The organism is Pseudarthrobacter sp. HLT1-3, from assembly GCF_059383535.1.
Map to the genome: position 1 here is coordinate 21723 of NZ_JBWZCJ010000028.1, position 11862 is coordinate 33584.

Annotated in this window: 10 protein-coding genes; all 10 read right to left on the minus strand. The window is 67.9% G+C overall.

Annotated features, from left to right (window positions below):
* Nucleotides 1-123: 123 nt before the first annotated feature.
* Entirely contained in the window at nucleotides 124-1584 is a 1461-nt protein-coding gene (locus tag AC50X9_RS18905) for an FAD-dependent oxidoreductase (protein ID WP_494896136.1), read from the minus strand.
* An 89-nt stretch (nucleotides 1585-1673) separates the two neighbouring features.
* Complete coding sequence (cobA, locus tag AC50X9_RS18910; RefSeq protein WP_494896138.1) at nucleotides 1674-2996, minus strand: uroporphyrinogen-III C-methyltransferase; 1323 nt, start codon at nucleotides 2994-2996, stop codon at nucleotides 1674-1676.
* A 74-nt stretch (nucleotides 2997-3070) separates the two neighbouring features.
* Nucleotides 3071-3964, minus strand: coding sequence for a DNA alkylation repair protein (locus tag AC50X9_RS18915; protein WP_494896140.1), 894 nt, complete (start codon nucleotides 3962-3964; stop codon nucleotides 3071-3073).
* Nucleotides 3965-4430: 466 nt separating this feature from the next.
* Nucleotides 4431-4727: a putative quinol monooxygenase gene (locus AC50X9_RS18920; protein ID WP_494896142.1), complete on the minus strand. Its 297-nt coding sequence runs from the start codon at nucleotides 4725-4727 to the stop codon at nucleotides 4431-4433.
* Between the two features lie 41 nt (nucleotides 4728-4768).
* Nucleotides 4769-5248 carry an SRPBCC family protein gene (locus AC50X9_RS18925; protein ID WP_494896144.1) on the minus strand — a complete coding sequence of 160 codons (480 nt, stop codon included), beginning with the start codon at nucleotides 5246-5248 and terminating at the stop codon, nucleotides 4769-4771.
* Between the two features lie 169 nt (nucleotides 5249-5417).
* On the minus strand, nucleotides 5418-6383 hold the full coding sequence (locus AC50X9_RS18930) for an ABC transporter permease (protein WP_494896146.1): 966 nt from the start codon (nucleotides 6381-6383) through the stop codon (nucleotides 5418-5420).
* The gene (locus AC50X9_RS18935; protein WP_494896148.1) at nucleotides 6373-7098 is read right to left on the minus strand and encodes an ABC transporter ATP-binding protein; all 726 of its coding nucleotides are present in this window, start codon (nucleotides 7096-7098) and stop codon (nucleotides 6373-6375) included. The genes AC50X9_RS18930 and AC50X9_RS18935 overlap by 11 nt, the downstream gene beginning before the upstream one ends.
* A gap of 92 nt (nucleotides 7099-7190) precedes the next feature.
* Nucleotides 7191-8378, minus strand: coding sequence for an ABC transporter substrate-binding protein (locus AC50X9_RS18940; RefSeq protein ID WP_494896151.1), 1188 nt, complete (start codon nucleotides 8376-8378; stop codon nucleotides 7191-7193).
* Nucleotides 8379-8614: 236 nt separating this feature from the next.
* The gene (locus tag AC50X9_RS18945; protein WP_494896156.1) at nucleotides 8615-9781 is read right to left on the minus strand and encodes an RtcB family protein; all 1167 of its coding nucleotides are present in this window, start codon (nucleotides 9779-9781) and stop codon (nucleotides 8615-8617) included.
* A 256-nt stretch (nucleotides 9782-10037) separates the two neighbouring features.
* Nucleotides 10038-11507, minus strand: coding sequence for an MFS transporter (locus tag AC50X9_RS18950; protein WP_494896158.1), 1470 nt, complete (start codon nucleotides 11505-11507; stop codon nucleotides 10038-10040).
* Nucleotides 11508-11862 lie beyond the last annotated feature (355 nt).

Here is an 11862-nt window from a genome sequence, read left to right on the forward strand (position 1 = left end):
TCGCCCCCACCAAAGAACGCGGGGTCACCTCCGGCCCATAATCCCGTCCGGGATGGGCGCGGTGTGACCCCGCGTTGCAGTTCTTCGGGCTGGCACCCCCGTTGCCGCGGGTGCTGGGTTCGGTTAGACCTCCGCTGCCACTCCATCGCGGGAGATCTGGACCATGGCCTCGCGCGGGACGACCTTGATGCGCTCGCGCTGGATTCCGTCCGCACCGGCGGCGGCGCTGGCCTTCTCGCCGAGGGACCGCTCGTGCGCGTCCAGGGCCAGCCAGCCTTCCCAGCTGGTGTACTGCACGCCGCGGCTTTCCAGCAGTTCGACGACGGCGTCCGGGGCGGGGGCCGCGGCCAGCGGCAGGTTCTCGCGGTCCTCGAGCAGGTAGGTCACGGTCTCGAGGGCGTCCCCCTTGGTGTGGCCGATCAGGCCGACCGGGCCGCGCTTGATCCAGCCGGTGGCGTAGATGCCGGGCACGTGGGCGCCGGCAGCGTCCAGGACGCGGCCGCCGTCGTTCGGCACCACGCCCTTGCTGTGGTCGAATTCGACCTCGGGCAGCGAGGAGCCGAAGTAGCCGATGGCGCGGTACACGGCCTGCACCGGGTAGTCGACGATCTCGCCCGTGCCGCGGGCGTTGCCCGTGCCGTCCAGCTCGGTGCGCTCGAATTTGATCCCGGCAACGCGGCCGGGGGCGGCGGCGTCGTCGTAAACCTCGACCGGGCTGTGCAGGAAGTGCAGGTGCAGGCGGCGGGAGGCCGTGAGCTCGGCGAGGTCCTCGGGCTGCTCGGCAATCCAGTTGGTGAGCGTGCCGACCATGGTCTTGGTCTGGTTGTTGCTCTGGATCTGCCGGTCCGATTCGGCGTCGAACTCGAAGTCCTCGGGGTAGAGGATGATGTCGACGTCCTTGGAGTGGGAGAGTTCGCGCAGCTCCAGCGGGGTGAACTTGACCTGCGCAGGGCCGCGGCGGCCGAACACATGCACGTCCGTGACCGGGGAATCCTTCAGGCCGGCGTAGACGTTGTCCGGGATTTCGGAGACGAGGAGGTCATCGGCGTGCTTGGAGAGCATCCGGGCGACGTCCAGGGCCACGTTGCCGTTGCCGATCACGGCGATTTCCTTGGCCTCCAGCGGCCATTCGCGGGACACATCGGGGTGCCCGTCGTACCAGGAGACGAAGTCGGCGCCGCCGTAGGAGCCCTCGAGTTCGATGCCGGGGATGTTCAGGTCCGCGTCCTTGATGGCGCCGGTGGCGAAAATGACGGCGTCGTAGTGGGTGCGGAGATCCTCGAGCGAGAGGTCCGTGCCGTAGTCGACGTTGCCGAAGAAGCGGATGTCGCCGCGGTCCAGGACCTTGTGCAGGGCGTTGACGATGCCCTTGATCCGCGGGTGGTCCGGGGCGACGCCGTAGCGGATCAGGCCGTAGGGCGCCGGATAGCGGTCGAACAGGTCGATGCTGACCGTGAGCTCGCCGCTCTTGACGGCCTCGCTCTTGGTCAGGATGTCCGCGGCGTACACACCGGCGGGTCCGGAGCCGACGACGGCGATGCGCAGCGGGCGGGCGGCAGTTCCTGCAGGGGTGTTCGTTGACACGGCTGTGTTCCTTTGTTCTTCGGCATCCGTTGCTCCGATACCGCCCTTTTGAGGCTTGATAACGGCAGTTATGGAGCAATCGACGGGTTTTACGGGGTCAGTACTCGGGTCTTGGCGGTCTTGGGGGTCTTGGGGGTCTTGGGGGTCTTGGGGGTCTTGGTGGTGCGGGGTGCGTTCGGGGAGGTGGTGCCGTAGTCCGCGGTCTTGAAGTGCGACGGCGCGAACGGGCTGACGCGGACCACGTCACCGATCACGATCACGGCGGGGTTCGCAACGCCTGCGGCCTCCGCCTGGTCCGCGATGGTCCCGAGCGTTCCAATGGTCACCCGCTGGTTCGGCAAATAACCATTCTCTACGATGCCAACAGGCGTCTCCGCTGGCAAACCGGCGCGTCCCAGCGCAGCCGCGGAATCGCGCAACTGGCCGACGCCCATGAGCAGGATCACGGTGTGGTCGGCCCGGGCGGGGACCTCGGAGAGCTCCTCATGGCCGGTGACCACGCTGAAGCCCTTGGCCAGTCCGCGGTGCGTGACCGGGATGCCGGCGGCGGCCGGGACCGAGATGGCCGAGGTGACGCCGGAAACCACTTCAACCTCGACGCCGTGCTGCCGGCAGAACTCGGCTTCCTCGCCGCCGCGGCCCAGCACGTACGGGTCGCCGCCCTTGAGCCGGACCACGCGGTGTCCCTGCAGGGCTTCCTCGACGAGGATCCGGTTGATCTCCGCCTGCGGGACGGGGTGGTGGCCGGGGGTCTTGCCGACCTCGATCACGCGGACGTCGGGGGCCAGTTCGTTGAGCAGTTCGCGGGGTCCGAGGCGGTCCGCGACGACGACGTCGGCCTGGCCCAGCAGCCGCCGGCCGCGGACGGTGATCAGCCCGGTGTCGCCGGGTCCGCCGCCGACCAGGGCCACGGATCCGGCGCCGGTGGCGTGCCGTCGCCGGCGCAGCGGCAGGTCCCCGGTTTCCAGGGCAGTGGCGACGGCGTCGCGCAGGGCCATGGCGCGGCGCGGGTCTCCCCCGGCGTTCACCGCGATTTTGACGTCGTCCACGACGGCGACGGCGGGAGTCCAGGCGGCGGAGGCTTCGTGGTCGGAGGCGTTGACGCACCAGATGCGCTGCGCCTCGGCGTCGGCCGCGACCTTCGCGTCGACGGCCGGGTCGCCGGTTGCGGTCTGGACGAACCAGACGCCGTCGACGTCGGCCGGGCGGTAGGTGCGGGGCTCCCAGGTGAGGAGACCGGCGTCGGCCAGGTCATCCAGAGCCGGGCAGGCAAGCGGCGCGACGACGGCGACCCGGGCGCCGGCGTCGAGCAGTCCCTTGGCACGGCGTGCGGCGACCGGGCCGCCGCCGACGACCAGCACGGGGCGGCCGAGGAGGCGCAGCGCCGTGGGGTAAATGTCCTGAATTGCCATGCATCGACGATAGGGCGGCGTCATATGGCGGGACAACGGTTCGGAAACACCCGTTCACGCGGGGTAATGCCACGTCACATACTTGTCGGCGGTCCGGGAGCCTTCAGCTGGAGGTAATGCTGGCGCTCCGGCTGGTCCAGATGTTCGATCGCGTAGCGGAGCGCCACGCGCGGCATCCTGGCGGCGTGGGCAGACAGGAAGCCCAGCAGCCCGCGCCGGTCGATGCGGCCCGCGTCACGGAGCCAGCCGCCGACGGCCTTGTGGATCAGGTCCTCGGAATCGCCGAGGAGGATTTCGGCGATCGCGAAGGTGTCGTCCAGCTCGCCGGTCCGGAGGAACCAGGACGTGGCCACGACCGCGGTCCGGCGCTCCCAGAGATTCTGCGAGCACGCCAGGTCGTACAGGACGTCCCGCGGCTTGTCCCGGAGCCAGCCGCCGACCACCCGCGGGGCGCCCAGGTCCACCAGGTCCCAGTTGTTGATGCGGTCGTGCCGGCGCAGATACAGCTCGAAAAGTTCGCGGCGGCGGGCCTCGGGGGTCTTCTTCGCCGAGGCCCGCAGCGCCATGATCTTGACCGCGCCGGCCCGGGCCTCGTGGATGTCCTGGTCCAGCAGGGCCTCAACCTCGGGCAACTCCATCCGGACGAATTCCTTGGCCAGCTCGAAGACCTCGCCCATGCGGACGCCGGTGAAGAAGTCCCCCTCGGCGTAGTCCCCGGGGCCGGTCTTGAAGTAGCGGCCATACTTGGCCTGCTCCTCGTCCGAGCGCAGGGCCTCTAGCCGCGCCAGGAACCGGGCCGCGTCCGGGGCGGGTGGCGGGGTGGTTGCTCGGGTCATCGATGGGCCGTCCTGGGCGTCAACTCGGCGCCGCCCGGACGGTGCCGTCCGGACGGTGCCGTTCTGGGCGGGGTCATTGTTGAGCCGTCCGGGTGGCGGGGTCACTGCGGCGCGGTCCAGTCGCGGGGTCATTGCGAAGCCGTCCGGGGGCACTTTGGTGGCCGGACCAGCCACTTCGCGGCCAAAGGGCGGCGTGTTCGAGCCATTGTGCCCCCACCTGGCTGGTCGCAGGTCGAAGCCGGCTCGCTGCGGGGCTGGGGTCAGCACTTCGCGGTCCCGTGGGGGCGGCACTTCGCGGTCCAGTGTGGGTCACCGCGGCTCGGTCCCGTCGCGGGGTCATTGCGAAGCCGTCCGGGGGCACTTTGGTGGCCGGACAAGCCTCTTCGGGCCGAAATGGCAGCGTGTTCGAGCCATTGTGCCCCCGCTCCGCCAGCTCTCCGCCCGCTGTGCCCCCGCTCCGCCGGCTCTCCGCCCGCGGTGCCCCCCGCTCCGCCGGCTCGCCGCGCGCTGTGGCCCCGCTCGCAGATGGCTGGCCGCTGCCCGGAGATGGCTGGCGGCACGTGGCTGCACCTCGGCACCCGAAGGATGGGCAACGTGCCTACTTCACGGCGATGAGCTCGATGAGCTTGATGTCGGGGTCCTTGGCGAGCAGCTCGGGGCCGTGCTGGCCGAGCGCCGCGGGGATGGCTCCGTCGAGGTGGGCCTGCCGGTCCGCCTCGGTGTCAAAGGTGTCAAAGATCCCGAATGTGTTCTCGTTGACCCGGAAGGCATACCAGGTCCGGGTGCCGGGCTCGGTCAGCACGATCTCGCGGCCCCCGTTGAGGAAGTCCCAGACATCCTGCTCCTTCCCTGGCTTGGCTTCGACCAGTGCCAGCACTCCGTATTTTGGCGCCACGGCTGTCTCCTCAGAATGGGATGGATCGGCCGCACACCGGCCTATGGGCGCGAGTTTAGGCCCGTCCCGGGATCCGGACAAGGAGTCGCGAGGAGGGCACCGCGCGCAGCAATAAGACGCTCCAGATAGCGGTGCAGGATGGCCCGCTCCACCAGCCGGCCCAGGGGTCCGCAGGGCGCCGTGAATTCTATGCGGTCCGTCATGACCGAGCCGGCGCCGTGTTCGGCGAACTCGTGGACATAGCGGAAGGCCTTGAACGGGCCCTTCACCTGTTCATCCACGAACGACGCCGGGAAATCGAGCCGCGTCACCCGGCTGGTCATCGTCCGGGGAACACCGAAGTGCCGCGCCCGCCAGGTCACTTTCTCGCCGGCCCCGATAAGTCCCTCGGTCACCCCGGCAACAGCCTGCTCGCCCGAGGAAGTCATCGTCTCCACGTGCACGTCGATGCTCCGCGCCCGGTCGAACAACTGCTCCCTGGAAAGAACGGATTCGGTGCGGCACACAAAGCTCACGGTCATGCCGCCAGTCTGCCAGACGGCACAGGGTCCAGAACCAGAAGGGCCCGACGGCGGTAGTCGCCGCCAAACAACACCAACGCGGGGTCACCTTCGGCCCATAAACCAGTCGTTTATGGGCCGAAGGTGACCCCGCGTTGGTGGGGAGGAGGAGCAGGGTGGGAGGGAATCGTTAGCGGGTGCTGCCGGCGAGGAGGCCACGACGGCGGAGCAGGCGCTTTTCGATCGGGGCGAACACGAGCAGTTCGATCAGGATGCCGACCGCGAGGATCAGCAGGATCGCGGCCATCACGATGGTCATGTCGGACAGGTCCCGGCCCTGGTTCAGCATGGAGCCCAGTCCGAAGCCGATGGAGCCGCCGACGGCGATGATCTCCGCGGCCATCAGCGAGCGCCAGGAGAACGCCCAGCCCTGCTTGAGTCCGCTCAGGTACCCGGGGAGTGCGGCCGGGAGGATGATCTGCAGGGCCAGCTGGAGCCGGGACGCTCCCAGGACTGTCCCGACGCTGCGGTACTGCGGCGGGATCTGGTCCACACCGGAGATCAGCCCGTTGATGATCGAGGGGATGGCGCCCATAAACACCACGAAGTACACGGTGGCGTCGGTGAGGCCGAACCAGATGATGGCCGCCGGCACCCACGCCACGGAGGGAAGCACCTGCAGCCCGGAGATCAGCGGACCGAAGGCGCGGCGCAGCGGGGCAACCTGGGCCAGCAGCAGCCCGATCGGCGTCGCAATCGCCACGCTGATCAGGAAACCCACGAGTCCGCGCTGCAGCGAGGTCCAGACCGCCTCCTGCAGCTTGCCCTCGGCCCAGAGATTGCCGAACTGCCCCAGCACATCCAGCGGACCGGGCACCAGGTCCTGCCGCTTGAAGCCCATCGAGACGTACAGCTGCCAGATGATCGGCAGCACCACGACCGCGACCACCGGAAGCAGGATCCGGCTCCAGTCGACGCGGGCCTTGCGCAGGGCGTCGGACTGCAGTGAATCCAGCCCGGCCTCAAGCTCGCGCAGGTCGGCCGGGCCGGACGAGGAGCGGGTCAGGGCGGCGGTGACCGAGGCAGCACCGGGGACGAGGGACGTCTCGACCGGCTCGGCCGCCTGCGCATACTGGGACTGGAACTTACTTGGCATGGCGGCGGATCTCCTCGCGTAGCCGGGCGGTGATTTCGCCGGTGAGCTGGCCGGCCAGTCCGGCGTCGGTGCGGTGCTCTTCGCTGACGTGCCATTCCCGCACGACGCGGCCGGGCCGGGAGGAGAGCAGCAGCACGCGCTGGCCCAGCCGGACGGCTTCGCGGACGTTGTGGGTGACGAAGACGATGGTGCGCCCGGTTTCCTTCCAGATCCGCTCGAGCTCGTCGTGCAGCAGGTCGCGGGTGATCGCGTCGAGGGCCGCGAAGGGCTCGTCCATCAGCAGCAACTGCCGGTCCTGGGCCAGCGAACGGGCCAGCGCCACGCGCTGGCGCATGCCGCCGGAAAGCTCGTGCGGGCGTTTCTCCCCCGCGCCGCCCAGATGCACGAGGTCCAGCAGTTCGCCCGCCTTGACCCTGCGCTCGGCTTTCCCGACGCCGCGCAGCTTCAGGGCCAGCTCGATGTTCTCCCGCGCGGTCAGCCAGGGGAACAGCGCGGCGTCCTGGAACATAAACGCGGCGCCGTCGCTGGGCACTTCCAGGGCGCCCGACGTCGGGGCCTCCAGTCCCGCCATGATGTTCAGCAGGGTGGACTTGCCGCAGCCGGACGCACCGAGCAGGGCGACGAACTCGCCCTGCTCGATGGTGGCGTTGACGTCGTCCAGCACCGGGGCGCCGTCGCCGAAGCGCTTGCCCAGGTTTTCCAGTACGACTGGCATGGTCACGTCCTTACTTCTGTTTGGCGGGAGTCACTTGCTGGCGGCTGAGGCACAGTTGGACGGTCTCGCAGACCCGATGGGGCTGGAACTGGTTAGTCCCTGCCCAGTCCCTGCGCCGAGATCTTCGTCCCGGAGGTGCCCCCGGCCAGGACGCTGTTGAGCGCCGTGAGGTCGAAGAGGCCGATGATGTCGGCCTGGGTGGTGGTGCCGGCGTCGACCCCGTCCTGGAGGAGCTTCTTGTACGTTCCGGCGAGCGGGTCGACGGTGAAGGCGATGTTCTGGAGCGAACGCTCAATCACGTCGGCAGGCAGGGCGGCGCCGGCGGATTCCTTGAGCGCCGCGTTGAGGACCGTGGACTTCTCCGCGGCGGGGGCGGCGTTGAGCCAGTCCACGGATTCGACGTGGCCCTTCAGCAGCGCGGCGACGGTGTCGGGGTGCGCGGCGGCGAACTTCTTGTTGACGATCAGGACGGTGGTGATGAATTCGCCCTTCTCCCACAGATCTTTTTCGTCGACGAGGACCTTCGCGCCGGCCTGGAGCACGAGGCGGGAGGCCCACGGCTCCGGCAGCCAGGCGCCGTCGAGCTTTCCGTCCTGGAAGAGTTTCAGCGTCTGGGGGTTTTCCGTGGGGTTGATGGCGACGTCGCCGCTGCCGTCGGTGCTGGTCGCGTAGCCCTGCTTGCCGAGCCAGGCGCGCAGTGCCACATCCTGGGTTCCGCCGAGCTGCGGCGTCGCGAGCTTCTTGCCCTTGAGATCCGCGGCCGAGCCGATTTCGGGCTTGACCACAAGCTGCGCCCCGCCGGAGGCCGCCCCGGCGATGATGCTGATCGATTCGCCCTTGCTCTTGACGTAGGAGTTGATCGCCGGGTTGGGGCCGATGTAGGTGGCGTCGATGGCGCCGGCGTTGAGGGCCTCGATCGCGGCGGGGCCGGCGTTGAAGACCTGGGTGCTGAGTTTGGTCTCGCCGAGGCCCTTCGCGATCAGGCCCTGGCTGGTGCCGACGAGGGCCGGGGCGTGCGTGATGTTGCCGAAGTAGCCGAGCTTGATTTCGGCAGCGGGGGTCGCCACAGTGGCGGCGGCCGGCGCCTCATTGGCGGCGGACACCGTGGATGCGACGGCGGCACCGGCGCCGATCAGCAGCGCGAGGCCGGCGGCCAGGCTGATCTCGAGGGTGCGCCTGCGCTTGGGCTTGGCGGATTCTCCGGCGACGATGCGGGTGGTGCCGGGGGTCTGCCCGGGCAAGCCGGGGGTCGGGCCGGGGGTGGGGGTATTCGATGACATGTGAAGGTCCTGTTCGTGGGGGTTTGCGCGGAGGCCGGGCGGGTGGTCAGCGCCGGCGACATCGCCCCCGGGACCCATCGCGGGGGCTGTTGGAGAGCCGTTCCGTAGTCGTCATGGATTCACCCTAGGGACTTGCAGGAACCCGGATCAACGGTCCGGAAACCGGGGGTCACGTGGGTTCATGCAGCGTCATATGCGGGCCCGCCATCCGGGCTCCTGGACAAATAGGTCGCGGATCAGTCGCCTTTAACGTTGACGAGCTGCCGGAGCTTGTGCCGTATCTTGACAAGGTCCGCGGAGTCGCGCATCACCTGGTCAATGGGCTTGTAGGCTGCCGGGATCTCGTCGATGAATGCCTCGCTGGGACGGAATTCGATCCCGTGCATGGCGGCCTTCAGCTCGGCCAGGGTGAAGGTCTTCTTCGCGGCGTTCCGCGAGTATTCCCGCCCGGCGCCGTGCGGCGAGGAGTTCAGGGCGACCGGGTTTCCCAGCCCCTCCACCACGTAGGACGCCGTTCCCATCGAGCCGGGAATCAGCCCGGGGTCCCCCAGCTGGGCCCTGATGGCACCCTTGCGCGAGACCCAGACGGACTTGCCGTAATGCTTTTCCTGGGCGGTGAAGTTGTGGTGGCAGTTGATCCGTTCAGCCTCCCGGACAGTGCCGCCGATCCAGGATTCGAACTGCCGGACGACCCGGTCCATCATCTCCTCGCGGTTGAGCAGGGCGAAGTGCTGAGCCCAGCGGAGCTCGGTGATGTACCGGTCGAATTCCCGGGTTCCTTCCGCCAGGTAGGCCAGGTCCGGGTGCGGCACCACGATGTGCCGGGTCCTGACCTGGCTCCGGGCCTCGGCGATGTGCCGCTGCGCCAGCTTGTTGCCGACGCCGCGGGAGCCGGAATGCAGGAACAGCCACACGGCGTCTGTTTCGTCCGCGCAGACCTCGATGAAATGGTTGCCCGAGCCCAGCGATCCCAGCTGCAGCGTCCAGTTGGCGGCGTACTGGCCTGGGTCGAAGCCGGCCTTCGCTGCCATCCGCCGCAGTTCGGCAACGCGCGGTTCGGCAGTGGGGCTGATCCGGCGGTTGTTGTGCCCGGCGGACAGCGGGATGGCGTGCTCAATGCCTTCCCGCAGCCGCTTCCGGTCCTTGGGCAGATCCTTCAGGGCATACTGCGTGCGGACGGCGATCATGCCGCAGCCGATATCGACGCCGACGGCGGCCGGGATCACCGCGCCCAGCGTGGGAATGACGGATCCCACGGTGGCGCCCAGGCCCAGGTGCGCATCCGGCATCAGGGCCAGGTGCGGGTAGATGATGGGCAGCTGCGCGGTCGTTAGCGCCTGCTCACGGGTCTTCTCATCCAGGATCGAGGCCCAACTGATCAGCCGGCTGTTGATGACTTCCAACGATCTGCCCTCCCCCCACGATGATCATGGGAGGGCAGCACTCGTGGCAAGGACGGATCGGTGGCCGGCCGCCTGGTGGCACGGACGGATCGCGGTCCGACGGCGGGGCGGCAAGGACCGGGAACGCCGAAGTCGCCGGAAACGTGCGAGGTCGCTGTAAGGCGAACTCGCACGTTTCCGGCAACTTGAAGGTAGGCAAGGCCGTCGGGACGCGTGCTTACCCGTCGAACTCCCTAGAATTCATCAATCCAGGTGCTCACCGGACCGGCGCGGTGGCCTCATCGCTGGCCACGTGCTTGGTGACCTCATCGCTGTCGACGTGCTTGGTGGCCTCTTCGCCGGCAACGTGCGTTGTGGCCTCTTCGCTGGCGACGTGCTTTGCCTCGCCGGAGGCAACCTGGTCGCCGGGCAGCGGGATTTCGTTCATTTCGAGGCCGACCGTTTCCGGGATGAAGCGGATCGTCACCAGGGTCGCCACGGCCAGGACCACGATGTAGAGGGAGAAGACCCAGCCGAGTTGCATGGAGTTCAGCCAGGTGTAGAGGTATGGGGCTGTGCCGCCGGAGATTGCCGCTCCTACGGAGGTCCAGATTCCCACGCTGGTGGCCCGGGCTTCGGTGGGGGCCTGCTCCGCCATGATCGTTGAGTGGATGGACGACTGGATGGCCCAGACGAGCAGCGAGATGCCCTGCGAAACGAACAGCGTCCAGGGCTCGGAGGTAAGAATCGCGCTGATCGGGAACACCACGACGATAACGGCGACAGCCCAGATGGTCAGCTGCTTGCGGCGTCCGATCTTGTCCGAGAGCCAGCCCATCAACGGCAGAGCGATGAACGCCAGGGTCTGCGCCGCGAAGGTGGCGATGTACGCCCCGTTCGGGTCCATGCCCTTGCCCGAGATGGCGAACGAGGATGCGAAGCTCACCCACGTGTAGTAGAGGACGTTGGTCAGCAGGGAGAGCATCAGGATCCGGACGGCGATGATCGTCAGCTGGCGTTTCGTGATGGGCCGTGCCGAGGCCTTGGTGGTCTTGGATTCGACGAAGAATCCTGATTCCGCTGCCTGGCTGCACAGGTAGAGGGCAAAGAGGGCCAGGACCGCTCCGGCCGCAAAAGCGTACCGCCAGCCGTATTCCAGCATTGCCGACTTCGGGAACACGGAGGTCAGCAGGATGCTCAGGGCGGTTGCCGCCATGATGCCCAGCAGCATGGTCATCATGATGCTGCTGCCCCAGAGGCCGCGTTTCTTCGCCGGGGCGATTTCCGCGAGGTAGGTGTAGGCGTTGCCGCTTTCGCCGCCGTGCGCAATTCCCTGGGCAAGGCGGGCCGTGAGGAGCAGGACCGAGGCCCACACCCCGATGGAGTCGTACGAGGGAATCAGGGCGATCATGAGACTGCCTGCGCCCATGAGGAGCATGCAGATCACGAGGGACGTCTTCCGGCCCAGCTTGTCACCCACGACGCCGAAGATCAGGCCACCCAGCGGACGGGCGAGGAATCCGCCGGCGAAGACGGCCAGGGTGGACAGCACGGCCGACTGCGGATCCGCGGTGTTGAAGAAGTTGGCGGCCAGATAGGTCGTCAGGAGCGCGTAGAGGGTCCAGTCGAACCACTCAAGGAAGTTGCCCGCGACGACGGCCATCAAGGAGCGCCGCTGGGCTTTCGGGAAGAGATGCGAACCCTGTCGGACGTCCGCGTCATCGCGGCCGGTGTTCAGTGTGAACATTGGTGTACCTATCGAACGGATGGATTGAGAGGCTTGGGGGTGGCGCCTTCAACCTGTGACGCACCTCCCACAGGATTGCATAGGGAATGCGACTCAATCCAGTTCGCGATGATACCGATTATGAATATATAAATGCGGCGACTGGTATCAGTTCCCCGACCGCCCGCTAAGACCGGTCACCACCGGACATGTCCTCCTCCACGGGGTGGCCCTGAACGCCGAAATCGCCGGATACGCTCGGGGTCGCCGGGAAACCGGTATATATCAAGCTGTTGGTGACAGCTGGTTGGTTTCTTTGTAGTTGATGCCGGCGTGGCTGGGGGCGCCCGGGACGGTGGGCCTGCGGTGGTACCGG

Coding starts and splice junctions, on each gene's coding strand:
- AC50X9_RS18925 (WP_494896144.1), bottom strand. CDS start 5,248: ATGACCGTGAGCTTTGTGTGCCGCACCGAATCCGTTCTTTCCAGGGAG.
- AC50X9_RS18930 (WP_494896146.1), bottom strand. CDS start 6,383: ATGCCAAGTAAGTTCCAGTCCCAGTATGCGCAGGCGGCCGAGCCGGTC.
- cobA (WP_494896138.1), bottom strand. CDS start 2,996: ATGGCAATTCAGGACATTTACCCCACGGCGCTGCGCCTCCTCGGCCGC.
- AC50X9_RS18915 (WP_494896140.1), bottom strand. CDS start 3,964: ATGACCCCGCGACTGGACCGCGCCGCAGTGACCCCGCCACCCGGACGG.
- AC50X9_RS18950 (WP_494896158.1), bottom strand. CDS start 11,507: ATGTTCACACTGAACACCGGCCGCGATGACGCGGACGTCCGACAGGGT.
- AC50X9_RS18935 (WP_494896148.1), bottom strand. CDS start 7,098: ATGCCAGTCGTACTGGAAAACCTGGGCAAGCGCTTCGGCGACGGCGCC.
- AC50X9_RS18940 (WP_494896151.1), bottom strand. CDS start 8,378: ATGTCATCGAATACCCCCACCCCCGGCCCGACCCCCGGCTTGCCCGGG.